The 26,462-nt window shown below is 68.9% G+C and carries 29 protein-coding genes; 12 read left to right on the forward strand and 17 right to left on the reverse strand.

The window, feature by feature from the left end; all coding sequences use genetic code 11:
- Window positions 1-14 precede the first annotated feature (14 nt).
- Window positions 15-434: a nuclear transport factor 2 family protein gene (locus ACZ7SW_RS14260; protein WP_470230818.1), complete on the reverse strand. Its 420-nt coding sequence runs from the start codon at window positions 432-434 to the stop codon at window positions 15-17.
- Between the two features lie 134 nt (window positions 435-568).
- On the opposite strand from ACZ7SW_RS14260, the gene htpG reads away from it, so the two are divergent.
- Window positions 569-2,467, forward strand: coding sequence for a molecular chaperone HtpG (gene htpG / locus ACZ7SW_RS14265; RefSeq protein WP_470230819.1), 1,899 nt, complete (start codon window positions 569-571; stop codon window positions 2,465-2,467).
- A gap of 69 nt (window positions 2,468-2,536) precedes the next feature.
- A complete protein-coding gene (locus ACZ7SW_RS14270; protein ID WP_470230820.1) occupies window positions 2,537-3,874 on the forward strand; it encodes an 8-oxoguanine deaminase in 1,338 nt (445 codons plus the stop codon).
- 416 nt (window positions 3,875-4,290) lie between these two features.
- On the opposite strand, the gene ACZ7SW_RS14275 is transcribed toward ACZ7SW_RS14270, so the two are convergent.
- Complete coding sequence (locus ACZ7SW_RS14275) at window positions 4,291-5,685, reverse strand: FtsW/RodA/SpoVE family cell cycle protein (protein WP_470230821.1); 1,395 nt, start codon at window positions 5,683-5,685, stop codon at window positions 4,291-4,293.
- 160 nt (window positions 5,686-5,845) lie between these two features.
- Here ACZ7SW_RS14275 and ACZ7SW_RS14280 point away from each other — a divergent pair, with 160 nt between their 5' ends.
- Window positions 5,846-6,532, forward strand: a complete 687-nt coding sequence (locus tag ACZ7SW_RS14280; protein WP_470230822.1) for a DUF998 domain-containing protein — start codon at window positions 5,846-5,848, stop codon at window positions 6,530-6,532.
- Window position 6,533: 1 nt separating this feature from the next.
- On the opposite strand, the gene ACZ7SW_RS14285 is transcribed toward ACZ7SW_RS14280, so the two are convergent.
- The 7 genes from ACZ7SW_RS14285 to ACZ7SW_RS14315 form a co-directional block, all read right to left on the reverse strand.
- Window positions 6,534-6,893 (reverse strand): twin-arginine translocase TatA/TatE family subunit, encoded by a 360-nt coding sequence (locus ACZ7SW_RS14285; RefSeq protein ID WP_470230823.1) that lies wholly within the window; start codon window positions 6,891-6,893, stop codon window positions 6,534-6,536.
- Between the two features lie 36 nt (window positions 6,894-6,929).
- Window positions 6,930-7,538 (reverse strand): TetR/AcrR family transcriptional regulator, encoded by a 609-nt coding sequence (locus ACZ7SW_RS14290; RefSeq protein ID WP_470230824.1) that lies wholly within the window; start codon window positions 7,536-7,538, stop codon window positions 6,930-6,932.
- Entirely contained in the window at window positions 7,535-8,881 is a 1,347-nt protein-coding gene (locus ACZ7SW_RS14295; protein WP_470230825.1) for a nucleobase:cation symporter-2 family protein, read from the reverse strand. Before ACZ7SW_RS14295 ends, ACZ7SW_RS14290 begins: the two co-directional genes overlap by 4 nt.
- Window positions 8,882-8,906: 25 nt before the next feature.
- A complete protein-coding gene (pucL, locus tag ACZ7SW_RS14300) occupies window positions 8,907-9,797 on the reverse strand; it encodes a factor-independent urate hydroxylase (RefSeq protein WP_470230826.1) in 891 nt (296 codons plus the stop codon).
- A 1-nt stretch (window position 9,798) separates the two neighbouring features.
- Window positions 9,799-10,116 carry a hydroxyisourate hydrolase gene (uraH, locus tag ACZ7SW_RS14305; RefSeq protein ID WP_470230827.1) on the reverse strand — a complete coding sequence of 106 codons (318 nt, stop codon included), beginning with the start codon at window positions 10,114-10,116 and terminating at the stop codon, window positions 9,799-9,801.
- 82 nt (window positions 10,117-10,198) lie between these two features.
- Window positions 10,199-10,684: a 2-oxo-4-hydroxy-4-carboxy-5-ureidoimidazoline decarboxylase gene (uraD, locus tag ACZ7SW_RS14310; RefSeq protein ID WP_470230828.1), complete on the reverse strand. Its 486-nt coding sequence runs from the start codon at window positions 10,682-10,684 to the stop codon at window positions 10,199-10,201.
- Between the two features lie 81 nt (window positions 10,685-10,765).
- Window positions 10,766-11,242, reverse strand: a complete 477-nt coding sequence (locus ACZ7SW_RS14315) for a helix-turn-helix domain-containing protein (protein ID WP_449673143.1) — start codon at window positions 11,240-11,242, stop codon at window positions 10,766-10,768.
- 108 nt (window positions 11,243-11,350) lie between these two features.
- On the opposite strand from ACZ7SW_RS14315, the gene allB reads away from it, so the two are divergent.
- Both allB and alc read left to right on the forward strand, forming a co-directional pair.
- Window positions 11,351-12,679 (forward strand): allantoinase AllB, encoded by a 1,329-nt coding sequence (gene allB / locus ACZ7SW_RS14320; protein WP_470230829.1) that lies wholly within the window; start codon window positions 11,351-11,353, stop codon window positions 12,677-12,679.
- A 4-nt stretch (window positions 12,680-12,683) separates the two neighbouring features.
- Complete coding sequence (alc, locus tag ACZ7SW_RS14325) at window positions 12,684-13,703, forward strand: allantoicase (RefSeq protein ID WP_470230830.1); 1,020 nt, start codon at window positions 12,684-12,686, stop codon at window positions 13,701-13,703.
- 76 nt (window positions 13,704-13,779) lie between these two features.
- Here the strand turns inward: alc and ACZ7SW_RS14330 are convergent, their stop codons facing one another.
- The 3 genes from ACZ7SW_RS14330 to ACZ7SW_RS14340 form a co-directional block, all read right to left on the reverse strand.
- Entirely contained in the window at window positions 13,780-15,798 is a 2,019-nt protein-coding gene (locus tag ACZ7SW_RS14330) for a hypothetical protein (protein WP_470230831.1), read from the reverse strand.
- The gene (locus ACZ7SW_RS14335) at window positions 15,795-16,127 is read right to left on the reverse strand and encodes a type VII secretion target (protein WP_470230832.1); all 333 of its coding nucleotides are present in this window, start codon (window positions 16,125-16,127) and stop codon (window positions 15,795-15,797) included. Before ACZ7SW_RS14335 ends, ACZ7SW_RS14330 begins: the two co-directional genes overlap by 4 nt.
- Window positions 16,128-16,265: 138 nt before the next feature.
- Window positions 16,266-16,442 carry a hypothetical protein gene (locus ACZ7SW_RS14340; RefSeq protein WP_167441866.1) on the reverse strand — a complete coding sequence of 59 codons (177 nt, stop codon included), beginning with the start codon at window positions 16,440-16,442 and terminating at the stop codon, window positions 16,266-16,268.
- A gap of 69 nt (window positions 16,443-16,511) precedes the next feature.
- Here ACZ7SW_RS14340 and ACZ7SW_RS14345 point away from each other — a divergent pair, with 69 nt between their 5' ends.
- From ACZ7SW_RS14345 to ACZ7SW_RS14355, 3 genes are read left to right on the forward strand one after another with little or no spacing between them, the layout of a single operon-like run.
- Window positions 16,512-16,676 carry a ribbon-helix-helix protein, CopG family gene (locus ACZ7SW_RS14345; protein WP_470230833.1) on the forward strand — a complete coding sequence of 55 codons (165 nt, stop codon included), beginning with the start codon at window positions 16,512-16,514 and terminating at the stop codon, window positions 16,674-16,676.
- A gap of 1 nt (window position 16,677) precedes the next feature.
- On the forward strand, window positions 16,678-17,004 hold the full coding sequence (locus ACZ7SW_RS14350; protein ID WP_470230834.1) for a VOC family protein: 327 nt from the start codon (window positions 16,678-16,680) through the stop codon (window positions 17,002-17,004).
- Window positions 17,001-17,822: a class I SAM-dependent methyltransferase gene (locus ACZ7SW_RS14355; RefSeq protein ID WP_470230835.1), complete on the forward strand. Its 822-nt coding sequence runs from the start codon at window positions 17,001-17,003 to the stop codon at window positions 17,820-17,822. The genes ACZ7SW_RS14350 and ACZ7SW_RS14355 overlap by 4 nt, the downstream gene beginning before the upstream one ends.
- Here ACZ7SW_RS14355 and ACZ7SW_RS14360 read toward each other — a convergent pair.
- The 4 genes from ACZ7SW_RS14360 to ACZ7SW_RS14375 all read right to left on the reverse strand — a co-directional run bounded on the left by ACZ7SW_RS14360 (window position 17,815) and on the right by ACZ7SW_RS14375 (window position 21,061).
- A complete protein-coding gene (locus ACZ7SW_RS14360; protein WP_470230836.1) occupies window positions 17,815-18,318 on the reverse strand; it encodes a DUF6228 family protein in 504 nt (167 codons plus the stop codon). The two genes, ACZ7SW_RS14355 and ACZ7SW_RS14360, sit on opposite strands and share 8 nt — an antisense overlap.
- 30 nt (window positions 18,319-18,348) lie before the next feature.
- Window positions 18,349-18,825 carry a CoA-binding protein gene (locus ACZ7SW_RS14365; protein ID WP_470230837.1) on the reverse strand — a complete coding sequence of 159 codons (477 nt, stop codon included), beginning with the start codon at window positions 18,823-18,825 and terminating at the stop codon, window positions 18,349-18,351.
- Window positions 18,822-20,108, reverse strand: a complete 1,287-nt coding sequence (locus ACZ7SW_RS14370) for an O-acetylhomoserine aminocarboxypropyltransferase/cysteine synthase family protein (RefSeq protein WP_470230838.1) — start codon at window positions 20,106-20,108, stop codon at window positions 18,822-18,824. The genes ACZ7SW_RS14365 and ACZ7SW_RS14370 overlap by 4 nt, the downstream gene beginning before the upstream one ends.
- Before the next feature lie 101 nt (window positions 20,109-20,209).
- Window positions 20,210-21,061 carry a putative RNA methyltransferase gene (locus ACZ7SW_RS14375; protein ID WP_470230839.1) on the reverse strand — a complete coding sequence of 284 codons (852 nt, stop codon included), beginning with the start codon at window positions 21,059-21,061 and terminating at the stop codon, window positions 20,210-20,212.
- Between the two features lie 175 nt (window positions 21,062-21,236).
- Here ACZ7SW_RS14375 and ACZ7SW_RS14380 point away from each other — a divergent pair, with 175 nt between their 5' ends.
- The 4 genes from ACZ7SW_RS14380 (at window position 21,237) to ACZ7SW_RS14395 (ending at window position 25,809) form a co-directional block, all read left to right on the forward strand.
- On the forward strand, window positions 21,237-22,604 hold the full coding sequence (locus tag ACZ7SW_RS14380; protein ID WP_470230840.1) for an ammonium transporter: 1,368 nt from the start codon (window positions 21,237-21,239) through the stop codon (window positions 22,602-22,604).
- Window positions 22,601-22,939, forward strand: coding sequence for a P-II family nitrogen regulator (locus ACZ7SW_RS14385; RefSeq protein ID WP_043827775.1), 339 nt, complete (start codon window positions 22,601-22,603; stop codon window positions 22,937-22,939). Before ACZ7SW_RS14380 ends, ACZ7SW_RS14385 begins: the two co-directional genes overlap by 4 nt.
- 3 nt (window positions 22,940-22,942) lie before the next feature.
- The gene (locus tag ACZ7SW_RS14390; protein ID WP_470230841.1) at window positions 22,943-25,246 is read left to right on the forward strand and encodes a [protein-PII] uridylyltransferase; all 2,304 of its coding nucleotides are present in this window, start codon (window positions 22,943-22,945) and stop codon (window positions 25,244-25,246) included.
- A 176-nt stretch (window positions 25,247-25,422) separates the two neighbouring features.
- Window positions 25,423-25,809 carry a hypothetical protein gene (locus ACZ7SW_RS14395; protein WP_470230842.1) on the forward strand — a complete coding sequence of 129 codons (387 nt, stop codon included), beginning with the start codon at window positions 25,423-25,425 and terminating at the stop codon, window positions 25,807-25,809.
- A 199-nt stretch (window positions 25,810-26,008) separates the two neighbouring features.
- Here ACZ7SW_RS14395 and ACZ7SW_RS14400 read toward each other — a convergent pair whose 3' ends face one another.
- Complete coding sequence (locus ACZ7SW_RS14400) at window positions 26,009-26,461, reverse strand: MarR family winged helix-turn-helix transcriptional regulator (protein ID WP_470230843.1); 453 nt, start codon at window positions 26,459-26,461, stop codon at window positions 26,009-26,011.
- Between the last annotated feature and the right edge of the window lies 1 nt (window position 26,462).

A 26,462-nucleotide genomic window follows, 5' to 3' on the forward strand; every position in this document is an offset into this window, starting at 1 on the left:
CGCGAGTGCCTGTGCTACTCAGCGCAGGCGCTCGCGATCGCCGCGGTGTCCCAGTAGAACGGCCGCACCTCGGCGATCCGCCCGTCCTCGATCCGGATCGCCTGCAGGATCGGGAACTCCAGCTCCCGTCCGGTCGCCCGGGCCCGCGCGCGGACCTGGGTGAGCACCACCGACGTCGCGCCGACGGCGAGAAACTCCTGCTCGCCGATCTCGAACAACTCCCAGATCCGGCTCATCTCGAGGAAGAACTTCTCCAGTCCGGCGTGGCCCCGCCAGGCACCGCCGAACGGCAGGCCGTCGGCCTGGTGAAGTACGACATCCTCGGCGAAATACGGGGCCAGCGGGGCGAACGAGGCCGAGCCGGGGCCACCGGCGGCGAAATACTCGGCTTCGGCTCGATACATGCCGTTGAGCACGGCAGCGGGATCAGTCACGGCCGCCAGCCTGGCCGGGCGCCGACCGCGTCGCTGGCGGCAATCGGACTTCGCGGTCTCCGCACGTTCTGTCGGTCCTCGTGGGTAGACTTCACGGCGGTCTTTTCGAGGGCGGGAAAGGAAACACGAAAGCCATGGCTGAGGAAACCGGAACGGTCGAAACGCTGGAGTTCCAGTCCGAGGCGCGCCAGCTGCTGCAGCTGATGATCCACTCGATCTATTCGAACAAGGACATCTTCCTGCGCGAGCTGGTCTCCAACGCCTCCGACGCGCTGGACAAGCTGCGGCTGGAGACGTACCGCGACAAGGATCTGCAGGCCGAGACCGACAATCTGCACATCGAGATCCTCCTCGACGCCGAAGCGCGCACCCTCACCGTGCGCGACAACGGCATCGGGATGAGCCGGGACGACGTCGTCAACCTGATCGGCACCATCGCGAAATCCGGCACCGCCGACTTCCTGCGCAAGCTGAAGGAGTCGAAGGAGTCCGCCGGCCAGGACCTGATCGGGCAGTTCGGCGTCGGCTTCTACTCCAGCTTCATGGTCGCCGACAAGGTCACGCTGGTGACCCGGCGCGCGGGCTCCGACGAGGGCGTCCGCTGGGAGTCCACCGGCGAGGGCACCTACACGATCGAGTCCCTCGCCGACGCCCCGCAGGGCACCTCGGTGACGCTGCACCTCAAGCCCGCCGACGACGAGGACCACCTCTACGACTACACGTCGCCGTGGAAGGTGCGCGAGATCGTCAAGCGCTACTCCGACTTCATCACCTGGCCGGTGCAGATGGCCAAGGAAAGCACCGCGGGTGACGAAGAAGACGGCGCCGCGGGTCTGGAGACCGTCAACTCCATGAAGGCGCTCTGGGCGCGTTCGAAGGACGAGGTCTCCGACGAGGAGTACCACGAGTTCTACAAGCACATCAGCCACGACTGGACCGATCCGCTCGAGACGGTCCGGATGCAGGCCGAGGGCACCTTCGAGTACCAGGCGCTGCTGTTCCTGCCCTCGCGCGCGCCGGTGGACCTGTTCATGCGGGACGCGAAGCGCGGCGTGCAGCTGTACGTCAAGCGCGTGTTCATCATGGACGACTGCGAAGCGCTGATGCCGAACTACCTGCGCTTCGTGAAGGGGGTCGTCGACGCGGCGGATCTGTCGCTGAACGTCTCGCGCGAGATCCTGCAGCAGGACCGGCAGATCCGCGCGATCCGGCGGCGGCTGGAGAAGAAGATCCTCTCCACGGTCAAGACGATGATGACCGAGGAGGCCGAGAAGTACGCGACGTTCTGGTCCGAGTTCGGCCGCGCGGTCAAGGAGGGCCTGATCGACGACCCGGAGAACCGGGAGCAGATCCTGGAGATCTCGTCGTTCGCCTCGACGCACCACGCGGAGAAGCCGACCTCGCTGCGCGACTACGTGTCGCGGATGAAGGACGGCCAGGAGCACATCTACTACCTGACCGGCGATTCGCGCGCCACGATCGAGAACTCGCCGCACCTGGAGGCGTTCCGCGCCAAGGGGTACGAGGTGCTGATCCTCACCGACCCGGTCGACGAGATGTGGGTCGATTCGGCGAGCGGGTTCGACGGCAAGTCGTTCCAGTCGGTCGCGAAGGGCGAGGTCGACCTCGGCGACGAGACGAGCGACGAGAAGAAGGCCGAGTACGAGGACCTGCTGAAGTGGATGTCGGCGACGCTGACCGACACCGTCAAGGAGGTCCGGCTGTCGTCGCGGCTGACGACGTCGCCGTCCTGCATCGTCGGCGACGCGGGCGATCTGACGCCGACGCTGGAGAAGATGTACCGCGCGATGGGGCAGGAACTGCCGCCGGTGAAGCGGGTTCTGGAGCTGAACCCGGAGCACGCGCTGGTGACCGGTCTGCGCGAGGCGTTCGCCGAGCATCCGGAGGACACCTCGCTGGCCGAGACGGCGGAGCTGCTGCACGGCATGGCTTTGCTCGCCGAGGGCGGGGAACTGAAGGACCCGAGCCGGTTCCTGAACCTCGTGGCGGATCGCGCGGCCAAGGCGTTGTGAGGAGTTTCGTGAGTGGCTGCACCGGTTTCGGGGTAGCCACTCACGAACCCTTCCGGAGGTGAGTGTCGCATGAGGACAGTCGTCGAGAACGCCGCGATCGCGACGGTCAGCGGTCCCGAGTACCGCGACGGACACGTCGTCATCGAGGACGATCGCATCGCTGCCGTCGGCGCCGGAGCCTTCACCGGCGAGGCGGACGAACGGGTCGACGCCGCTGGCTGCCTCGTCACGCCGGGCCTCGTGAACACTCACCACCATCTCTGCCAATGGGCCACCCGGGGCCTCGCCGCCGACCACACGCTCTTCGAGTGGCTGGTCGCGCTGTACCCGGTATGGGCCAAGCTGGACGAGGACATCACGCACGCCGCGGGCACCGCCGGAATGGCGCGGCTCGCCCTGACCGGCTGCACCACGGTCGCCGACCATCACTACGTCTTCCCGGCCGACGGCGGCGATCAGGTGGCCGCGCTCGTGGCCGCGCGGGAGCGGATCGGCTTGCGGCTGCACCTGGTCCGCGGCTCGATGGACCGCGGCGAATCGGACGGCGGGCTGCCGCCGGACAGCCTGGTCGAGACCGCCGAGAACGCCTTGCTCGGCACCGAATCCGCGATCGACCGCTACCACGACGCCTCGCCGGGCGCGCACCTGCGGATCGCGGCGGGCCCGTGCTCGCCGTTCACCGTCACCGAGCGGCTGATGACGGATTCGGCCGAACTGGCCCGCCGCAAGGGCGTCCGGCTGCACACGCACCTGGCCGAAACCCAGGACGAGGAAAAGCAATGCCTCGCCGAAACCGGCCTCACGCCTGCTGAATACGCCGACAAACTGGGCTGGCTGGCGTCGGACGTCTGGCTCGCGCACACCGTCCACCTCGCCCCGGACGCAGTCCGCCGGTTCGGCGCGACGTCGACTGGTTCCGCGCACTGCCCGACGTCGAACGGCCGGCTGGGCAGCGGAATCGCCCCGGTGCGGGACTTGCTCGACGCGGGCGCGCCGGTCGGGTTGGGCGTCGACGGCGCGGCTTCGAGCGAATCCGGCGGCCTGGCGGAGGAGCTGCATCAGGCGCTGCTGCAGGCCCGGCAACGCGGTGGGCCGACGGGGCTGACCACGCGGGAAGCGTTGTGGCTAGGCACAATGGGCGGCGCGCGCTGCCTCGGCCGGGAGCGTGAGATGGGCTCGATCGAGGTCGGGAAGCTCGCGGATCTGGCGGTATGGGATCTGAACGGGCTGAACTACGCCGGTATCGACGACCCGGTCGCGGCGTTGGTGCTGGCCGCGCCGCCGCCGCTGCGGAGGCTGTTCGTGGGCGGACGATCGGTGGTGGACCGCGGGCAGTTGAAGTCCGCGGACGAAACGGCGATCGCGGGCGAGCTGGCGAAGGCTAGCGCCCGGCTGCGGGAAGACTGAGTGCGGTGGGCCGTCCTCGCGAACGGCCCACCGGCTCCAGGGTCAGACTCGTTCCACGCTCCACAGCGCGGTCGGCGCGCGGCAGATCCGCACTCCGACCGCTTCGGGGCTGCCGCCGCTGTTGTTCAGGCAGAGCCCGGTCTGCACGTTCTTGAAGTACTTGTTCGTGGTGGACGAGGTCGTCCAGTCAGTGGTGTTGGACGAGCAGGACGTGGTGAAGACAGCCGTTCTGCTCGCGGCGAGGCAGGCGCTGGTCGCCTAGACGTCGCCTCCCGTGTTGCTGTCCAAGCAGGCGCTCGTTCCCGCGCGATGGATCTTGAAGTTCGCGGCGGCGGTGCCGGATTCGCAGTCGATGACCGGACGAGAGACACACTGTCGGGAGTCGTCCCCAAGCCGTCCTCGTCGCGTCATCTAGCTCACTGCGGCCGTCTGACCAGCACCGTTCCCGCCTCCGCCAACGGCGCCCGCACCGCCTGCACCGGATCGGTCGCGCTCGGCTTGCGAGCCGCGTCGGAGATCCGCAGCAGCAACGCGACCAGGATGTAGTTCGCGAGCAGCGACGAGCCGCCCTTCGACAGGAACGGTGCGGTGACGCCGGTTTCCGGGATCAGCTTCGTCACCCCGCCGACGACCACGAAGATCTGCATCACCACGGTGAACGCGAGCCCGCCGCCGAGGAGTTTGCCGAAGCTGTCGCGGACGGCGAGCGCGTGCCGCATCCCGCGCAGCGCGATCAGCAGGTACAGCATCAGCACCGCGGCCAGTCCGAGAAAGCCCAGTTCCTCGCCGATGCTGGCGGTGATGAAGTCGGTGTTCGCCTCCGGCACGATGTCCGGCCTGCCCGCGCCGAGGCCGGTTCCGCCCATGCCGCCGGTGCCGAGGCCGAACAACCCTTGCGCGACTTGGTATCCGCCGCCCGGCTGGTCGTAGGTCGCGAGCGGGTCCATCCAGTTCGCGACCCGCTGCCGCACGTGGTTGAACAGGAAGTACGCCAGCACGCACCCGCCGGCGAAGACCGTCAGCCCGGCGTACACCCAGATCACCCGCTCGGTCGCCAGGTAGATCATCACCAGCACGATCCCGAAGAACAGCAGCGAGGCGCCCAGTTCCTTCTCGAACGCCAGCACCGCGACACAGCCGAGCGCGGCGAGGATGATCGGCCCGAGGTCGCGCGCCCGCGGCAGTTCGACGCCGAGCCCTTTCCGCCCGGCCACCCGGAACAGTTCCCGTTTCGCCACCAGCGTGGTCGCGGCGAAGACGATCAGCAACAGCTTCGCGAACTCGCCCGGCTGGATCGACAACGGGCCGATCTTGATCCACACCTTCGCGCCGCCCGCTTCCGACAGCGCCGCCGGCAGCAGCGCGGGCAGCAGGACCGCGACGATCCCGGCCAGTCCGGCGAGATAGCCGTACCGGGTCAGCACGCGGTGATCGCGCACGAACCCGAGCACGAGCAGGAACAACGCCAGCGCCACGACCGTCCACAGCACCTGCTGTCCGGCGACGGCGGAGTACGTCTTGCCCCGCTGCACCGCCTGGTCGGCGAGCCCGAGGTCGATCCGGTGGATCACCACCAGTCCCAGGCCGTTCAGCAGCACCGTGCACGGCAGGATCAGCGGGTCCGCGTGCGGGGCCCAGCGCCGGACCGCGAGGTGCGCCACCGCCACGACCGCGGTGAACGACACGCCGTAGCCGACAACCGGGAAGGTGACCTGCCCGAGGGCGTTCGCGTCCACGAGCAGGAACGCGAACCAGACGATCGCCACCGCGAGCAGGAGCAGCCGCAATTCCGTACCGCGCGCGGCAGGCATGAATTTCCCGTCTTTAGCAAGCAGTGAACCGCCGCGAGGGTAGTCGCAATTTCTGGCAGGACGCTGAGAATGCACGGCAATTCGGCCAGACTGTCCGAAAGCGACGAGTCCGCGGCCAGGATATGCTTCGGAAAACGGACGGGCGAGCGGAGAACCTGCGGTGGCGACAGAACTGACCCCGGTGCCGATCCAGGCACCGGCGCCAGCCCCGTCGGCGAAAGGAACGAAACGCGCGCTCGGCGCCGCGGTGGCCGCGGTGCTGATCGCGACGGCGTTCCTGGCGGTGCTGCACGTCAGCCGCTACTGGGGTCCGATCGACCCGGTCAGCGCGATGCTCAGCGACTACGCCTGGACTCCCGGCTGGTGGATGTGGGCGGCGGCGATGCTGCTGACGTCGGCCGGTTCGGTGGTGGTGGCCGTGGTCCTGCGCCGCCGGGGAATTCTGTACGGGCCGCTGACGCTCGTCGCGATGACCGCCTGGTGCGCCGGGCTCGCGGCGGTGGCGTTGTTCACGAAGGACCCGCAGGGAAATGCGGTGACGTGGGTAGGAAAAGTGCATCTCGGTGCGACCGGGATCAGTTGTGTGAGTTTGCCGTTAGCTGGCTGGCTGCTCGGCTGGACTCATCGGAATTCGCCGCAATGGCGGGGTTGCGCGCGCTGGTCGCGCATTTTGGGGCTGACCGCCGTGCCGTTCTTTCTGCCGTTTCTCATTCCGTTCGCTGCTAATGTCGCATTCGGCCAGCATCTGCCGACCGTCGCGACCGGGCTCGTGGAACGGCTGATGGCGGTGCTGGAACTGGTCGAACTGCTCGTGCTGGCCGGATGGGCGTGGCGCGCGGCGGAGTAGCTCAGGTGGCGTCGGGATCGACCGGCGGCCGCTCGTTCGCCCGCAACGGAACCGGCACCGGAGCGGGCGGCGGCGAGACCGGGCTGGCGGCCGGGGGAGTGTCGTCGAGCAGATACCTCGTCACGGCGGCGCGGGGATTGCCGATCCGCAGGGACTGCAGTTCCTGCAACGGTTTCCGCAGCTCCTGGTACTCCGGGCCGAGTTCCGCTTCGATCTGGGCTTTGGTGCCCGCGGCGAACCCTCGCGCCCGCTTCAGGGTCTGCGCGGCCCAGCGCGCGGCCTCGGGCAGCCGCTCCGGGCCGAGGATGAACAACCCGGCGAGCAACAGAATCACGATGTGGTCGATGCTGAGACCGAACACCGGCCACCTCCCGCGGACCCGGACGCTGACCCCAGCTTAGCCGTCCTCGGTGCGGCGTTTCCCGTCGTCACCCAGTTCGGTCAGCAGCCGTCGCGCTACGTCGACCACTGCCGCGCCCGCGACCGCCATCGGTTCAGTCGTCCGCATCGAGCGGCACAACACGAACGCGCCCTCCAGGCTGGTCACCAAGGCGAGCGTGAGCGTGCGGGCGTGCTCCTCGGGAAGGCCGAAGGCGGAGAAACCCTTGGTGCCCGCTTTCGTCCACGCTTCGAATACGTCCGCGGTCGCCTTGCGCAGGGGTTCGTTCGTGGTCGCCACTTCGAGCGCGACGGTCGCGATCGGGCAGCCCTCGACGTAGTCCGTTTCGAGCAACGTGGTGACCGCGGCCCCGAAGAACGTTTCGAGGCCGGTAATCAGATCCGGCGCTGGCGTGATGAAGACTTCGAACAGCTGCCCGTACTGCATCCCCGAGGTGCGTACCACTTCTTCGCCCAGCTGTTCCTTGCCGCCGGGGAAGAAGTGGTACACCGACCCGAAGGGCGCGCCGGCCTTCTCGACAATCTGCTTCATGCCGGTGCCCGCGTAGCCGCCTTGCCGGAACAACTCCGCCCCGGCGGCGAGGATGCGGTCCTTGGTGCCTGTCACGCCACCGAGGATAACTCCTGGACAGTAGAGCGTTCTATCAAGCGCGGCCGGAGCACCAGGTTGAGCACCACCGCGGTCACGCAGCCCGCGCTGATCCCGGAGTTGAGCACGACCTGCAGCGCCGCCGGGAACCCGGAGTAGAAGTCCGGCATGACGATCGGGACCAGCCCGACGCCGAGCGACGCGGCGACGATCGCGACGTTGATCGGATGCTCGAACGACGCCTTCGCGAGCGTCCGGATGCCGCTCACCGCGACGCTGCCGAACAGCACCAGCCCGGCCCCGCCGAGCACCGGCTGCGGCACCAGCGCGACGATCCCGCCGGTCACCGGGAAGACGCCGAGCAGCACGAGCACCACGCCGCTGGCCGCGACCACGTACCGGCTCACCATGCGGGTGAGCGACACGAGCCCGATGTTCTGCGCGAACGCCGTGCAGGCGAACCCGCCGAAGATTGTGCCGACCGCAGTGGAAAGCCCGTCCGCGCGCAGGCCGTCGGCCAGTACGCGGCTGGTGGTCGGCCGGTCCACGATCTCGCCGAGTGCCAGCAGGTCGGCGGTGCTCTCCGCCATCACCACGAGCATCACGATGAGCATCGAGACGATCGCCGCGACGTCGAAGGCAGGCGCGCCGAAATGGAACGGCGTCACGATGCCGAACACCGGGGCCTGCTTCAGCGTCGATGTGTCGACTTGGCCGAGCGGCCACGCGACGGCGGTGCCGACGACCAGACCGAGCAGCAGCGCGATCCGGCTCCAGAACCCGGTCAGGAACCGGGTGAAGACGAGCACCGCGACCAGCGTGATCCCGGCCAGCACGAGCCCGCTGGGCTTGGCCGATTTGTGCTGCGCGGCGATCCACTGCACGGCGACCGGCAGCAGCGAGATCCCGATGAGCGTGATGACCGTCCCCGTCACCACCGGCGGGAAAAACCGCGTCAGCTTGGAGAAAAACGGTGCGGCGAGCACTACGAACACGCCGCCGGCGAGCGTGGCGCCGTACACGACACCCAACGCGTTGCCGTCGCGATGCTGGGCTGCGATGGACAGAATCGGCGCGACGGCGGCGAAAGTGACGCCATTGACCAGCGGCAGTCTCGCGCCGAAGCGCCAGAAACCGAGGGTCTGCAACAGGGTGGCCAGTCCCGCGGTGAACAGCGCCGCGCTGATCAACAGCGTGAGCTGGCCGGGGGAGAGGCCGACGGCCGCGCCGATGACGAGCGGTGGCGCTACCACTCCGGCGTACATGGCCGCGACGTGCTGGATTCCTCCGAGGATCAGTTGTGGCAGCGGAGGCCGCACGTCCACGGGGTGCCGAGAAGGTCGTTCCTGTGTAACTGACATGCGCTCTCCCGGAGGGGACTCGGGGCTAGAGCACGGCGTCGGTCCAGGCCGGGCCGGGCTCTTCGGCTTCGTCGCGGACCACCGTGCCTTCGATGAGGCCGTACGGCCGGTCGGCGGCGTAGAACACCTCGCCTGAGTTCTCGAGGCCGAAGGGGCTTAGATCGACGAGGAAATGGTGCTTGTTGGGCAAGGAGAACCGGATCTCGGCTACTTCCGGCCGGGCCTGCAGCACGGCTTCGCCCATCGCGTACAGGGTCTGCTGCAGCGAAAGACTGTGCTTGGTGGCGAACGTCTCCAGGAGCGTTCGCCGGATCTCCCGATGGCTCTTGGCCCAGTCGATCCCGGTGAATCCCTCGTAGCGCCAGCGCGCGGTCACGGCGGTGGCGAGAATGCGGTCGTCGGTTTCGGCGAGAGTGGTGTATTCGTCCTTCGGGTAGCCGTGGAATTCGGACCCGGTGGACTTGAGCACGACGAGACCGTCCACTCCGGACACCACCCAGGCGCGGTCGGCGTGCACGGTGACAGTGGTGGTGCGGCGTTCGCCGCCGGAGCTGCTGAACGAGTGGTCGTGCGGCGCGCCGTCCACCGTGATGCGGTCCCACCCCTGCTCTTCGACGGAGATGCGCGCGCCGGTGATCTTTTCCTGTGTGTCGACGAAGCGCCTGCCGAGCCGGAGGGCGAAGTCCTCGATCTCGCCGACGTCCTGCTGTTTGGCGAAGGCGTACATCGTGTTCTTCTGCGTGTCGGTGGCCAGCACGGCGGAGTTGTCGCCGGTGAGGTGCGTGTCCGACAGGTCGCCGCGCAGTGCCGAGGACACCGTGAGGTCGCGCAGATGGTGCACGCCGCCGGTGCGCCGGACGGTGACGAGGCGGACCTCGGCCTTGCCGTACTGGTTGGGGCCCAACGAGATTCCCATGTCAGCTCCCGCGATAGGTGGAATAGGCGAACGGGCTCAGCAGCACCGGCACGTGGTGGTGCGCCGTGCCGTCGGCGATCCGGAAGGCGATGGTGACGTCGGGGAAGAACGCCTCCGGGCCGAGGTAGCTCCCGGTGTCGAAGACCAGCCGGTACACCCCGGGGGCGAGCGTGTCCGGGCCGAGGTCGCGGACGCGGCCGTCGTCGTCGGTCTTGCCCTCGGCGAGCAGCGAGCCGTCCTGGCGCTCGAACCGCACGGCGATCCCGGCGGCGGGTTTCCCGGCCGCGGTGTCGAGGACGTGGGTGGTCACGAGGCTCATGCCGTCGCCTCCTTGATGAGTTTCACACTGGCTGCCCGGGAGGCGACGGCATGAATATCCATGATTCGCTTGCAAGCGGCGCTCATGCCGTTACCGCTTTCGCCAGGCGCAGTTGCGCGATCTTGGCCAGCTCCGCGCCGGCGACGTCGAGTTCGGTCTCCGGGTCGTTGCCGAGCCGGGAGCGCAGGTTCGCGAGCAGTTCCTCGCCGCTGCGCCCGCTGGCGCACACCAGGAAAACGTGGCCGAAGCGCTGCTCGTATTCGGCGTTGGCGGCGGCGAATACGTCCGCGTTGTCCACCCCGGACTGTTCCGAACGGGACCAATCGGCGTCGCTGCCCTTGCTCGTCGGGCGTTCCCCGATTCTCGGATGCGCGGCGATCGCGTCGCGGATCTCGTTGCGCCGCAACGGAGTCGCGCTGTCCGCGCTCTTGCTCAGTGCGGTGAAATCGGCGTACGGGCGGCCGTCGAGCACGGTGTCGACCCAGCGCGGCACGGCCAGGCAGGCGGTGAGCGTCGGCCGGAGTTCGGCGGCGGACGCGGAGTTGAACTCGGCGAGTGCGAGCGGCAACGGAATCTCCTCCGGGGAGGTGGTGTTCCGCTGACCGTACGGCCGGGTCGAGCATGCGTCAACACTTTGTTGAATCGCGGCTCAGTCGGCTTCCCGGTTGAGGTAGTTGTAGACCGTGAACCGCGTGACGCCCAGTTCCTCGGCGACGGCCGAAACCGATTTCCGCAGGTTGAAGGCCCCTCGCTCGCGCAGCAGGCGTACCGCGCGCTGCTTCTCCGGGCGGTCGAGATCGCGGAGTTTCGAACCGAGTTCGCGTTCCACGTCGGCGATCAATCGCGACAGCGCGCTGTTGAGTTCGACCGCCGGAACGGTGTCGGAATCGTCGGTTCGGCGCAGTTGCAGCGTCACCCGGGTGGCCCCGCCTTCGAGGGCGGCACGGGCGATCGACGGCAACGCGGCGAACAGTTCGTCGGCGCTTCCCCGGGCCAGGGTGCCGAGCGGGCCGAAGTCGGTGTCGAGCCCGGCCGCGTCGGCGGCGTCGCGGGCGCGGACGGCGTGCTCCGGCGGTGCGCCCTCGCCGCGGAACGGCTCGCTGGTGAACTCGGCTTCCAACTCCACCTGGTGACCGTAACGTGGTAGGGACGGCGTTGACGAGCCGGGAAGTTCGTGTCTAATCTCGGTGAGCGAAAGACTCTTTCCGTAACGTGGAACTGGAGGATGCCGTCGATGGACCTCGTGGTGCGGGCCGCGCGTGCGGTGACCCCCGCCGGTCTCGGGCCGGCGACGATCGGCGTGCGGGACGGCCGGATCGTCGCGGTCGAACCCGGTGTCGTCGAGATGGCGGGCAGCCGGGTCGTCGACCTGGGCGAGGACGAGGTGCTGCTGCCCGGTCTCGTGGACACCCACGTGCACGTCAACGATCCCGGCCGGGCCGAATGGGAGGGCTTCGAGACCGCGACGCGCGCGGCCGCGGCCGGCGGCGTCACGACGATCGTGGACATGCCGCTCAACAGCCTGCCGCCGACGGTCGACGTGGCCGCGCTGGAGGTCAAGCGCAAGGCGGCGAGCGGCCGGGTGCACGTCGACGTCGGGTTCTGGGGCGGCGCGATTCCCGGCAACGAAGGCGATCTGCGCGGGCTGCACGACGAGGGCGTCTTCGGCTTCAAATGCTTCCTGCTGCACTCCGGCGTCGACGAATTCCCTCCGCTGGACGCGGCCGGCCTGGAATCCGCGCTGCGCGAGCTGAAGTCGTTCGACGCGCAGATGATCGTGCACGCGGAGGATTCCGAGGCGATCGACGCCGCCCCTGATCCGCACGGCGAGAAGTACCACGACTTCCTCGGTTCCCGCCCGCGCGGCGCGGAAAACCTGGCCATCACGCACGTGATCGAAGCGGCCCGGCGCACCGGTGCCCGCGCGCACGTCCTGCATCTGTCCTCTTCGGACGCTTTGCCGCTGATCGCCAGTGCCCGCCGCGAGGGTGTCGCGCTGTCGGTGGAGACCTGTCCGCACTATCTGTCGTTCGTCGCCGAGGAGATCCGGGACGGGGCAACGCAATTCAAGTGCTGCCCGCCGATTCGCGAGGCAGCGAACCGGGAATTGCTGTGGCAGGGTTTGGCGGACGGCGTGATCGACACGATCGTCAGCGACCATTCGCCGTGCACGCCGGAGCTGAAACGCTTCGACACCGGCGATTTCGGTCTCGCCTGGGGCGGTATTTCGAGCCTGCAGCTCGGCCTGCCCGCGATCTGGACGCAGGCCCGCCAGCGCGGCTTCACTCTCGTCGATGTGGTGCGGTGGATGGCCGAGCGGCCGGCCGCGCAGGTGGGCATGACGCGCAAGGGCAAACTGGAAGCGGGCGGTGACGCCGATTTCTGCGTCTTCGCGCCGGACGAGGCCTTCGTCGTGGACGTCGCGAAGCTCGCGCACCGCAACCCGGTGAGCGCCTACGACCAGCGTCCGCTGGCCGGCGTCGTGCGCGGCACCTGGCTGCGCGGCGAGCCGGTGACCGGCGACGAACCGAGGGGGACTTTGCTGACCCGGGGCAATTGCTGAAGAGATGGAGGAGCACGTGTCCGACCGTCCGGAGTGGACTACCCAGCCCGATCTGGCCTCGCGCCTGTTCGGGGGCACCGTGATGTGGGCGAGCGACGAACTGTTCGCCGAAAAGGAAAACCTGGTCAACCCGTGGCGGCCGGCGCACCGCGCCGAAACGTTCGGGCCGAAGGGCCAGGTGTACGACGGCTGGGAGACCCGGCGGCACCGCGAACCCGGCGACGACCACGCCCTCGTCCGCCTCGGTCTCGGCGGCGTGGTGTCCGGTGTCGTGGTGGACACGGCGTTCTTCAAGGGCAACTACCCGCCGTTCGTGTCCGTGGCGGCGACTTCCGTTCCTGGCTACCCGAGCGCGGCTGAGCTGCAGGACGCCGACTGGGACGTCCTGGTCGACCACGAACCGGCGGTCGGCGACTCGGAGAACTGCTACAAGGTGACGTCCCCGCGTCGCTACACCCACGTGCGCCTCACCCAGCACCCCGACGGCGGCGTCGCGCGACTGCGGGTGCACGGTTCGCCCGTGCCCGATCCTTCGCTGCTCGACCCGCGCTCGCTGGACTTGGCAGCTTTGGAAAACGGCGCGGTCGTCACCGGGTGCAGCGACATGTTCTATTCGTCGCCGAACAACATGCTGTCGCCGGGCCTGGCCGCGCACCAGGCGGAGGGCTGGGAAACCGCCCGCCGCCGCGACGACGGCAACGACTGGGCGACGGTGCGGCTGGCGGGCGCGGGCTTGGTCCGGTTCGTGGAGCTGGACACCAGCAACCTCAAGGGAAACGCGCCCGGCTGGGCGTCGGTGAGCGGACGCCTCGACGAGGGCGAGTGGGTGGAACTGTTGCCGCGCACCAGGTTGCAGCCCGACACCCGGCACCGCTTCGCCCTGGCGGGCGACGGCCCCGAGGTAACCGAAATCCGCCTGGACATCTACCCCGACGGCGGCCTCGCCCGGCTGCGCCTCTTCGGCGAACTGAGCAAACGAGGCCGCGAAGCCGTGACGGCGCGGTTCGCCGAAACCTCCGACTGAGCTTCTTTCTGGTCCGTGAAGGGCCCCCTGAGGGAATCAGATTCCCTCAGGGGGCCCTTCACGGCTTTTGGCCCGGTTACTCAGCGCCTGCCGGGTCCGGGTGCTCCTTGCGCCACTCCTCGTCGGAGATGTTCCAGGCTTCCTGTGCCTGCATCTGGATGTCGGTGATCGACTTGTCGAAGTTGACCGTGTCCTTGCCGACCCAGCCGGCGAAGTTCTTGCTGCTCTTGCCGTCGGCCAGGGTTTTCATGAAGGCGAAGAGCCTCGGGTTCTTCTTCCACTGGTCTTCCGGCCACTTCATGACGTCTTTCCAGGCGTTCTTCCCGCCGGTGAGCTTCTTGATCTCCGGGAGGTCGAAGGCCGTCTGCATCCAGCTTTCGTGCTTCTTCATCCAGCTGAACTCGTAAGGCTTGAACGCGGACTGCGGACCGGGGGGCCGCTCGTTGCCGCCGCCGTTCCCTCCGCTGCCGCCGCCATTGCCCTCGGCGTTGTCGTGGTGGTCGCCTCCCTGGTTGCCTTCTTGGTGGTTGCCGCCCTGGTTGCCACCGGGAGTGTCTTCGTGGTGGTTGCCGCCACCTGCGTTGTCGTCGTGGTGGTTGTTGCCGCCGGGGGTGTCATCGTGCGGGGCGTTGTTGCCACCGGCGTTGTCTTCGTGGTGGTTGCCGCCGCCCGCGTTGTCGTCGTGGTGGTTGTTGCCGCCGGGGGTGTCATCGTGCGGGGCGTTGTTGCCACCGGCGTTGTCCTCGTGGTGGTTCCCGCCCGCGTTGTCGTCGTGGTTCGTGTTGCCGCCCGGCTGGTCGTCGTGGTGGTTGTTGCCACCAGGCGTGTCGTCGTGCGGGGTGTTGTTCCCGCCGGGGCTGTCCTCGTGGTGGTTGCCGCCGCTGGGGGTGTTGTCGTGGCCGGTGTTGTTGCCCGGCGTGTTCTCGTGGTTGCCGCCCCCGCCCGGGGTGTCCTCGTGGTGCGTGTTGCCGCCAGGGGTGTCGTGCGGGCGGTTGGGCGGCGGGTTGAAGTGCTGGTCCGCGGCCAGCCAGGTGTCGAACGGATCGTCCTCGTGCGGCTGGTTGTTCGGCCGCTCTTCGTGCGGGTTGTTGTTCCCGCCCGGCGCGTCTTCGTGGTGGTTGTTCCCGCCCGGCTGGTCCTCGTGGTGGTTGTTGCCACCGGGCGCGTCTTCGTGGTGGTTGCCGCCGCCAGGTGCGTCGTCGTGCGGCGTGTTGTTCCCGCCGTGACCGCCCTGGCCGCCACCCCCGCCCCCGCCGTGACCTCCGCCGCCCCCGGGGTTGAGGTCGGTCATCTCGTGGCCTCCGCCCCCGCCGTGCGTGCCGCCGCCCCCGCCGCGTGAAGGCTTGACCTTCTCCGCCAGCTGGGCCAGCCTGCTCGCGGTCCGCCCGCCGAGGCCGACCACCCGGGCGATCTTGGACGCCATCGTCAGCGCCAGCGAGATCCCCGACCGGATCACGTTGCCCACCCCGACCACGATCGACGCGCCGAACGTGAACGCCGCCATCGCGAGCGCGATCAGCATGGTCGCGATGACGTCGCCGAGGAACGTCGTGATCAGGTCGCGGATCAGCGACCGCACCACGGAGACCAGGGCCATCGTCGTTTTGACCACATAGCCCGCGGCGTCGACCGCGTGCCCGGCGCTGTCGATCTGGCCGCGCCGGTCGGCGATGTTCTTCTTGAACGCCTCGGCGCCCTCGCCCTGCCAGTTGGCGACCGTCTTCTGCAGCGTGGTGTCCAGGTCCTTCGCCGCGTTGCGCAGGTTCTCGGCGGTCTTGTGCAGTTCCTCGGCCATCTTGTTGATCGCCGCGGGGTCGCCCGCCAGCTTGTCGAGGCCCTCTTTGAGGAACGAGATGTGCTCGATCAGCCAGCCGAGCCCGGCCGCGATCAGTTTGCCGAACGGGTCCATGACGAACGCCGCGGTGTCCGCGATCGCGCCGATGATCGACACGCCGATCTCGACCCCGACCGCGGCCGCGTCGCCGCCGTGCAGGTGCTGGATCTCCTGGATCGACGAGACGACGCTGTGCCAGCTGTCCGCGACACCCGCGCCGGTCGTGTTGTTCGAGTCCGTGATGGGGACGACGGCGCTCATTTGACCTGCTCCGGCTTGAACTTGTCGAACGCCTTCGCGAGGTCCTGGTCGCCCTTGCTGTACTGCTCGCTGGCCTGGCGCGTCTTGTCCGCGCTGTCGGTCACGTCTTTCGCGACGCCGTGCAGATTGTCGGAGACGACCTTCAACGCTATCCGCGCGGGAATGGCGAGCACCTGCGCCAGCACGACGCCGAACGCGTCGGTGTCGCCGCCGTTGGCGTCGTCGACCGCCTTCGCGGAGTCGTTCACCGCGGGCACGGTGGTCTTGTCCAGGTACTCGCTGAATTTGTGCAACTCGTCCGGATGGACGGTGAAGCCGTTCCCTGCCACCAACACTCCTTCGCCTGCCGCGATCGCGCCGCGCCGAGTAGAGCAGCGGCGGCTGAACCGCAGGCGACGTCCGTGCGGACGAAGGTTGAACGAGACGCCCTTCCTGCCCGAGCGTCCGGGCCGGGCTGCCCTCGCGGGTCAGCCCCGGGCGCTCGGCCGGTTCAGGTAGGCGGAGAAGGAGGACAGCAGAGCCGCGACGCCGACGATCGCGGTGACCCACCACGGGCCGCCGGTCACCAGGTTGAACACGAACGCGGCAGCCATCAGGACGGCGGCGATGATGTTCCTGATCTGCAGCCCGGAGGGTTTCGCCATGCCCCCACCTTCTCACGGCGGCCGCGGCGGGACCTTGTCCACCGCTGGCTAGATTGCTAGCATACTAGAATGGCCGGTGAAGAGGTCAAGCAATTCAACGTCTACCTGCCGGTCGAGCTGATCAAGCAGGTGAAGTACCGGGCGATCGAGAACGAGCAGTCGCTGTCCGCGCTGGTCACCGCGGCTTTGCGGGCTTATCTCGGCACCCCGCCCGAACAACGAGAGGACGAGTGACATGAGCGAAGGCATCACGATGCTCTTCATGGAGACGCACAACTGGGGCAAGACCGCGAAGTTCCTGCAGCGCGTGGGTTTCAGTCTCGATTTCGAGACCGACCACAACTCGGGCCAGCTGTCGAACGGCGATGGCGCGCCGGTGTTCGTCGCCGAGGTTCCCGAAAGCCAGGAGCCGCGCACGAGCGTGGTGGTCGCGGTGCCGGACGAGTCGGTGGACGCGGGACTCGACGTCGTCACCCCGTTCGAGGACACCCACTACGGCACGCGCGAGACGACCGTGCGGGACCCGGACGGCCGGACCTGGATTCTGCGGGCCCCCAAGTGAGCGAGCCGGACCACACCGCGGTGCGCGTCGCGTTGTGGCGCGCGCTGCACGTGCTCGCCGATCCGCCGCCGCACGCGCTGGTCGACGAGATCGGTCTCCAGCTGGCGGATCCCGGCCCGGACTGGCGGTCCCGGCCGGACATGGACCTCGGCTTCACCCAGCGGTTCCGCGCGGGAATCGCGGTGCGCAGCCGGTTCGTCGAGGATTTGGTGCGCGAACGCGGGGTCGCGCAGTACGTCCTGCTCGGCGCCGGGCTGGACACGTTCGCGCAGCGGGAGCCGGAGCTGGGCGTGCGGGTGTTCGAGATCGACCAGCCGGGCACGCAGGAGTGGAAGCGCGCGCGGCTGGCCGAACTCGGGCTGCCCGCCCCGTACCGGTTCGTGCCGGTCGACTTCGAATCCGGCGAGCGATGGCCGGAAAGCTTGGCCGCCAACGGTTTCGAGGTCGCGAAACCGGCCGTGGTGGCATCGACGGGAGTCAGCATGTACCTGACTCGCGAGGCCAACGCCGCGACCTTGCGCGCGCTCGCCGGGTTCGCACCGGGGACCGTGGTGGCGATGACGTTCCAGATGCCGGAGGAGTACCTGGACGCACCGGACCGCGCGGCGCGAGCAGCGGCGATGAAGGGCGCGAAGGCGGCCGGGACGCCGTTCGTGAGCTTCTTCGCGCCGGACGAGATGCTGGATTTCGCGCGGGAGTGCGGTTTTCAGGATGTCCAGCACGTCAGCGCGGCCGAGTTGAACAAGCGGTATCTGTCGGGTCGTTCGGACGGGCTGGAGACGTCGGGGGAGGAGTTCCTGGTCGCGACGGTCAGCTGACCTCGGTCTCGTGGTATTCGACGGGAAACCCTTCGGCGGTAAGGAAAGCGTGCAGCTGCGCGGCCAGATCGTCCTTCTCCGCGCCAGCCTCCATCGAGGTGGTGACCGTGGCTTCCCATTCGCCGTACACGGAGTGCCGCCACGGCCGGATCGTCCAAGCCAGCCGGATGTGCCCGCCGGAGCGGAACGTCGCCGAGACGCTCAGGTCCCGATCGGCGTTGACCCAGCGTCGCTCGCCTTCCCAGCCGCGGAAGTCGAGTCCGTCGAGGAAGCGGGCGAGGCCGCGGCCGGTGACGTAGTTGGTGACGCTGTCCAGCCTGGCGTCGATCCCGGGTGCCTGGACGCGGACGGCGAAGAACAACCGCCGGTCCAGGTGATGGTCGGCGGCGTGCCGTTCGCCGAACCGCACGGAGACCGACTCGGGCGGTTCGCCGAGGAACACGACTTCGAGATCGTCCAGCCAGGTCGTCTCGGCCTCGGGGCGGTTCAGGTTCACTCGCCAACCGTACTCAGGCCGGCACCTTGATCACAGTGCCGTTTGCCGTCGGGAACTGATCACCCCGGTGTTGAACCCGGCCAGATGCAACCCGCCCGCGAACCGCGCGTGCTCGATCTTCACACACCGGTTCATCACCACGTCCAGCCCGGCTTCGCGGGCGCGGTCCGCCACCGGTTCGTGCCACAAGCCGAGCTGAAGCCACAACGTCCGCGCACCGGCCTCGACGACCTCCTCGGCCACCCCGGGGAGGTCGTCGTGCTTGCGGAACACGCTCACCAGATCCAGTTCGCCCGGCACGTCCGCCAGCGACGGATACACCGGCCGCCCCAGCAACGTGTCGAGCCGCGGGTTCACGAAGTTGACCGCATACCGCGTCGAAGACAGCAGATACGTCGCCACGAAGTAGCTCGGCCGCGCCGGATTCGCCGACGCGCCCACGACGGTCACCGATTTCGTGCGCCCCAGGAGCCGCCGCCGTTCGACCGCTCCGACGTCGTGGCTCACGCGTTCACCGCCTTGTCGAGGGCCTGGTCGAGGTCCCAGAGCAGGTCTTCGACGTCCTCCAGCCCGACCGACAGCCGGATCAGGTCCGCGCCGACGCCAGCCGCGGCGAGCTGTTCCTCGGACAGTTGCGCATGCGTCGTCGAGGCCGGATGGATCACCAACGTCCGCGCGTCGCCGACGTTCGCCAAGTGCGACAACAGCTCCACCGACTCCACGAACTTCTCGCCCGCCGCGCGTCCGCCCTTCACTCCGAACGAAAACACCGCGCCCGGCCCCTGCGGCAAGTACCGCGCAGCCCGTTCGTGATCCGGATGCTGCGGCAACCCCGCGTAGGACACCCACGCGACCCGCGGGTCCGCGTTCAGGTACTCCGCGATCGCCCGCGCGTTGACGACGTGCGCGTCCATCCGCTGCGGCAGCGTTTCCACGCCCTGCAGCAACAAGAACGCCGAATGCGGCGACAGCACCGCGCCGATGTCGCGCAACTGCTCCGCGCGCAGCCGGGTGCAAAACGCGTACTCGCCGAAGTTCTCCCAGTACTTGAGCCCGCCGTAACTGTCGACGGTCTCGGTCATCCGGGGGAAGTTTCCGTTGCCCCAGTTGAAAGTCCCGGCTTCAACGACGACCCCGCCGAGCGTCGTGCCGTGTCCGCCGAGGAACTTCGTGGCCGAGTGCAGGACGATGTCCGCGCCGTGCTCGATCGGGCGGCAGAGGTAGGGCGTGGCGAGCGTCGCGTCGACCACCAGCGGGATGCCGTGCGAATGCGCGAGATCGGCCAGCCCGGCGAGGTCCGCGATCGCGCCGCTCGGGTTGCCGATCACCTCGGTGTAGATCAGCTTCGTGCGGTCGGTGACCGCTTTGGCGTACTCCTCGGTATCGCCGTGCACGAAGGTCGTCTCGACGCCGAACCGCGCGAGCGTGCCGGTGAGCTGCGTGACCGTCCCGCCGTACAGCCCGGCTGCCGACACGATGTGGTCACCAGCCTCGGCGAGCGCCGAGAAGGTGAGGAACTCCGCCGCCTGCCCGCTGGCCGTCGCGACCCCGCCGATGGCTCCTTCGAGACTCGCGATGCGCTCCTCGAACGCCGCGACGGTCGGGTTGCCGATCCGGCTGTAGACGTTCCCGTACTTCTGCAGCGCGAACAGGTTGGCCGCGTCGGCCGCGTCCTCGAACACGAAGCTGGTCGTCTGGTAGATCGGCACCGCACGGGCCCCGGTGGTGGGGTCGGGAGTGCCGCCGGCGTGCAGGGCGCGGGTGCGGAAGCCCCAGGTACGTTCGCTCATCGACCGCCACGCTAACCCAGCGCCGCCACCGCTGACCATTCCTCCCGAAGAGTGATCCGCTCACCGTCCGACCAAGGTCCGTGAGGGCCACCCTGGGGGAATCAGATTCCCTCAGGGTGGCCCTCACGGACCTCGGCACGCCGCCACACGCTGACGGAGACTGCCAGCGTCACGTCCCGCCCAGCTGCGGCCTCGAGCCGCTCCCGCCGCCCGTCCCGGTCCAGATGGAAGCCCGCGGGCCCCATCGCGACCACATCCCGCACCTGCGCGGCGGTGAACGGCTGAGTCCGGACCACCTCGACCCCGGACTCCCGCACGAACAACCCGCCCAGCGCGGCTTCGAGCCGTTCTTCCTTCCGAGAATCCACCGCGAGCACCAGATCGCCCAGCTCAGCGAGATGTCCCGGCAACGGCGACGCCACCACGAGCTTCCCGCCCGGCGCGAGCACCCGGTGGAACTCCGAGGCATTCCGCGGCGAGAACACGTCCAGCACCACCGACGCCACCCCGTCACCGACCGGCCATGGCTCCCACAGGTTCCACACCGCCGCACCCAGCCGCGCATGCGCCCGCGCGGCCCGCCGCAACGCGATCGCCGACACGTCCAGTGCCAGCCCGACCGCGTCCGGCGCGTCGTCGAGCACTCGCGAGAGGTAATAGCCAGGCCCAGCGCCGGCGTCGATGATCAATCCAGGAGCCGAACCCGCGGCAGCGACCGCCTCGGCCAGCGGCGCGTACGCCCCGGAAGACAAGAACGCCGCCCGCGCGTCCACCATCGGCGCGGTGTCGGCCGTCCCCGCCGGGATGCGCGCGTGCAGGAGGTTGACGTAACCCTGCCGGGCCAGATCGAACGAGTGCCGCCGTTCGCAGCGCAGTGTCCGGCCGGTCAGCGCGACCGGCTCCGCGCACACCGAACAGCGCAGCGCTTCGATCACCCGATCAGGCAAAGACATGGGCGTTATTCGACCATGAGGTTGCCTGACCGGACATTTCGCCCCACGCTCGGGGAAACGTCCCCGTAACAACCATCGCACCGGAGTTCACGCGGGGGAAACGTGAACCGAAGCCTGGTGAAACACCAGCGGCCAACACTTCCTCAGCAGTTGCCCACGGCACGGGAGGACGATTGTGCTGAACGCCGGAGACACCGCCTGGGTGCTGATCAGCGCCGCGCTGGTCATGCTCATGACCCCGGGCCTCGCGTTCTTTTACGGCGGCATGGTCCGCGCGAAGAGCGTTTTGAACATGTTGATGATGAACTTCATCGCACTCGCCATAGTCGGGGTGCTGTGGGTGCTCTTCGGGTTCTCGCTGTCCTTCGGCGACGACGCTTTCGGCGGCCTGGTCGGGAACTTCGACTACGCCGGCCTGTCGGACGCGTTCGGCAAGCTCGTCGGGCTGGCGAGCGCGGGTCCGCCCGCGGTTCCGTGGCCGGGACCGGACGCGTTGCCGCTGCTCGCGTTCTGCATGTTCCAGCTGATGTTCGCGATCATCACCCCGGCGCTGATTTCCGGCGCTATCGCGGATCGCGCGAAGTTCTGGGGCTGGACGCTTTTCGTGACAATCTGGGTGATTGTCGTGTACTTCCCGGTCGCGCACTGGGTGTTCTCGTTCGACGGATTCACCGGCAAGGACGCGGTGGGCGGCTGGATCGCCAACCAGCTCAAGGCGCTCGACTTCGCGGGCGGCACGGCGGTGCACATCAACGCGGGCGCCGCGGGTCTCGCCCTCGCGCTGGTGCTCGGCAAGCGCAAGGGCTGGCCGAAGGACACCGGCAGGCCGCACAACGTCCCGTTCGTCCTGCTCGGCGCGTCGCTGCTGTGGTTCGGCTGGTACGGCTTCAACGCCGGGTCCGCGCTCGGCGCGAACGACCTCGCGGGCGTCGCGTTCACCAACACCACCGTCGCGACCGCGGCCGCGGTGCTCGGCTGGCTGCTCGTGGAACAGCTCAAGTTCGGCAAGCCGACCACGCTCGGCGCGGCTTCCGGTGCGGTGGCCGGTCTGGTCGCGATCACGCCCGCCTGCGGTTTCGTGAGCCCGCTCGGCTCGATCGCGATCGGCGTGATCGCCGGGGTGCTGTGCGCGCTGGCTATCTCGCTCAAGTTCCGCTTCGGCTTCGACGACTCCCTCGACGTCGTCGGCGTGCACCTCGTCGGCGGTCTCGTCGGCACCGTGCTGATCGGGTTCTTCGCCACCAAGAGCGTCAACCCGGCGGGCGCGGACGGCCTGTTCTACGGCGGCGGCTTCAAGCAGCTGGGCATCCAGGTGGTCGCCGCGCTCGCCGTCCTGGGCTACTCGTTCGTCATGACCTTGATCATCGGCTTCGCGATCAAGAAGGCGGGCGGGTTCCGCGTCAGCACCGAGCACGAGGTCAGCGGCATCGACGAGGGCCAGCACGCGGAGAGCGCCTACGACTTCACCGGCATGGGCGGCCTCGGCCACTCGACGACGTTCCCGGTCAAGCCCGTCACGAAACTCGAGGAGACCAAGGCATGAAGCTCATCACCGCGATCGTCAAGCCGTTCACGCTCGACGACGTCCGCTCCTCGCTGGAGCAGCTGGGCGTGCTCGGGATGACGGTGAGCGAGGTACAGGGCTACGGCAGGCAGAAGGGCCACACCGAGGTCTACCGCGGTGCGGAGTACTCGGTGGATTTCGTGGCCAAGCTGAAGATCGAGGTCGTGGTGGACGACGTCGTCGTCGAAAAGGTCCTCGACGCGGTCACCACCGCCGCGCACACCGGCAAGATCGGCGACGGGAAGGTCTGGGTGACGCCGGTGGAGACAGTGATCCGGGTCCGCACCGGCGAACGCGGCACGGACGCGCTGTAGCCGATGACCGACGGGGGAGAACTCGCCCGAGCCACTGCGCTGCTGCTCGAAGGACGGCACGGAGCGCCCGCACTGCGGGCCTCCCTGGTCGATCTCTACGAGTTCTGGCTCGGGAAAGGAGCGACGGCGGCCGGCGTCGACACCGCGGACCCCGGTGTCGCGCTGGTCGCCGTGGGGGGTCTGGGACGGCGCGAGCTGGTGCCGTACTCCGATCTCGATCTATTGTTGCTGCACAACGGAAACAGCGACATCGGGGAGATCGCCGACGCGCTGTGGTACCCGCTGTGGGACGCACGGGTCGGACTCGACCATTCAGTCCGAACCCCTGGCGAGGCACTGAAAGTCGCCGCTGAGGACCTGCGCACCGCACTGGGTCTCCTCGACGCCCGGCACCTGGCCGGCGACCCGGCGCTCACCGAACGCCTAGCGTCCGCCGCTCGCGACCAGTGGCGGCGCACCGCCCGGAAACGCCTGTCTGAGCTGGCCGAATCCGTCCACGCCCGGTGGCACCGCAGCGGCGAGATCGCCCAATCCGCCGAACCAGACCTGAAACACGGCCGCGGCGGACTCCGCGACTTCGGCGTACTGGAAGCTCTCGCCGCCGGACAGCTCACTGCCCGTCCTGGCGAAGAACTGTTGGCAGCAAAGCAACTCCTGCTGGACGTCCGCACCGAGCTGCGTCGCGAGTCGCGTCGCGAACGAGACATCCTCAGTGCCCCAGACGCCGACGTCGTCGCACACGAACTAGAGCTTGGTGACCGATTTACCCTGGCACGCAAGCTTTCTGGCGCAGGTCGGACCATCGCCTACGCCGTCGACGTCGCCCTTCGGTCCACTGCGGAGCAACCACGTCCGCTCTTCGGCCGACGTCCCGTCCGACGCCCGCTTGCCGAAGGCGTCGTGCTGCATGGCGATGAGGTCGCGCTAGCCCGAGACGCCCTCCCCGCACGAGACCCAGCACTCCTGCTTCGCGCCGCAGCCGCCTCCGCGCGCACCCGAAAACCCATCTCGCCAGGCACTTTGCGCGCGCTCGCCGAATCCGCGCCCGAACTGCGCGAACCATGGCCGGACGACGCCCGCAACGCCCTCGTCGACCTGCTGGGCGCGGGGGAGGGACTGGTCGACGCAGTCGAAGCACTAGACCGCACCGGCCTGTGGGCAAGGTTGTTCCCCGAATGGGGTTCCGTGCGCGACCTGCCGCCGCGGTCGCCAGTACACCAGTGGACGGTCGACCGACACCTTGTCCAGGCCTGCGTCGAAGCAGCGAAACTGACCACCACGGTGTCCCGTCCGGACTTGCTGCTGATCGGCGCACTGCTGCACGACATCGGCAAAGGCCGCGAAGCCGACCACTCCGAACTGGGCGCGAAAATCTCCGCTTCGGTAGCGCAACGTCTGGGCCTGCCGCCCGCGGACGTCGCGACGGTTTCCGCCATGGTCCGCCACCACCTGCTGCTGCCGCACACCGCGACGAGACGCGACATCGGCGACCCCGCGACCATCTCGCGCGTGGTGAAAACCCTGGACCGCGACGTCGTCCTGCTGGAACTCCTGCACGCCCTGACCCGCGCCGATTCGCTGGCCACCGGCCCCGGCGTCTGGACCGACTGGAAGGACCGCCTGCTGGCCGAACTGGTCAGCGGCTGCGAGGAAGCGGTGCACGGCAAGGGTTTCACGCCGCCCGAGCCGCTGGACGACGACCAACGCGAACTGGTCGCCGAGGCCGCCCGGACCGGCGTCGGCCAAATCCGGATCTCCGCACACGGCAAGGTCGTCACAGTGCTGCTGGCCGTGCCCGCGGACCGTGAACTGCTAGCTCCCGCAGCCGGCGTGCTGGCACTGAACTCGTTGGAGGTCCACTCCGCGGTCCTGCGCGAACACGGCGGCCGCGCAGGCGTTTTCACCGCGTCGCCCAAGTTCGGCTCCCTGCCGGATCCCGCGCTGCTGCGGGAACAGTTCGCCCGCGCGGTCGCCGGAACGATGCCGCTCACCCAACGCCTGGCGGCGAAGGAACGCGACTACGCCACCTCGTCGCCAGTCGTGGTCAAGCCAGTCGTGCGCTGGTTCGACGACGAAACGAGCGGCCCCGACGCCGTCGTGCTGGAACTGCGCGCCGCCGACCGGATCGGCCTGCTCTTCCGCGTGGCAAGCGCCCTGCGCCGCGCCGAGGCGGACGTCCACTGGGCAAAAGCCGCGACCCTGGGCGGTGCCGTAGTCGACTCCTTCGCCCTCTCGCCCCGCTCCGGCCACGTCACCCCGCAGTGGCGAACCGCCATCACCGACGCCGTCCTGGCTGCCGTCGCCTGAAGGTCCGTGAAGGGCTCCTCGATGGAATCAGATTCCCTCAAGGAGCCCTTCACGGACCGCTGGCCAGGGCAAGCAGACCCGGCCGGATTGCGCCATCCGGGCTCACCCATCCGGGGTGTCGGGAGCGAAAAGGCCGATTCCGGTGGCAGGATGGCAGGTCCGAGCGAGGGGGCGAGGTGAACGCGGTGCGGGGTCAGGAGAACCTGCCGGAGCTTTCGCTGCCGCCGACAGTCGTGGCCGGACACCTCCGCACCTGCGCCGAAGAACTCTCCGCCCTGCTGCGCGGCGACGGATCGGCCGCCACCCTCGGCGAACTGTCCGAGGTGGTCACCCAGCTGGTCGCGGGCCAGCACGCGCTCTCCCACGCCCTGGCGGGACTCGCCGGCCGCATGGACGTCCGCAACCCCGCGCTCGCGACCGTCTCGCCGTCCGAAGTCGAGGTCCTCACCGAAGTCCTCCAGGCCGCCGCCTGCGCGGTCAGCTGCTCCGCCGAGGAACTCGCCGACGCCGAACCGCTCTTCGAGTTCACGAGCGACTCCGCGGGACCCGACACCCGCGTTTGAGTAGTCCTACTCAGTCCGGATTGAGGGACTTCACGCTGCCGCGCGCCCGCCCCCGGACGGCAGACTTCTCCCCAACGCCGGGTGGTCGAGGGGGAACCGCTCCGCGTGCCCGCGGCGGAAGGCCTCCTGGGGAGGTGAGCTCTTCCGCCACAGTTCCGGGGACGGCCGTGGGGAGCGGCCGCCCCGGAACTCCCGGGCCTCAGGAATCCGCGATCCGCGCCAGCAGCCCGGCCGCGAGCCGGAGCAGGTCCTGTTCGGTGGGGCTCAGCGTCCGTTCGAGAGCCGCGGCCAGCCAGGTCTCCCGCGCGATCGAGTACTCGCGCAGCTCCCGCAGCCCGGCCGGGGTGATGTCGATCAGCGACCGCCGCCCGTCCGCCGGATCCGGGGTGCGCGTGATCAGCTCGCGTTCGGCCAGCGAGGCCAGGATCCGCGTCAGCGACTGCGGATGGATCCGCTCGGCCTCGGCCAGCTCGCCCGGCGTGTGCGTGCCGCCCCGGTACAGCCGCGAAAGCACCGCCAGCACGGCCGGTCCCGGGGAAGGCGAGCCCGCCTCGGAGCGCATCCGCCAGTTCAGCCGCCCGACGCCCTCGCGCACCGTGCGGGCCAGCGTCGCCAGCTCGTCGGCCCGGTGGACGTCGGATTCGGTCTGCATA

The sequence above is a fragment of the Amycolatopsis sp. NPDC114484 genome, from assembly GCF_055633755.1.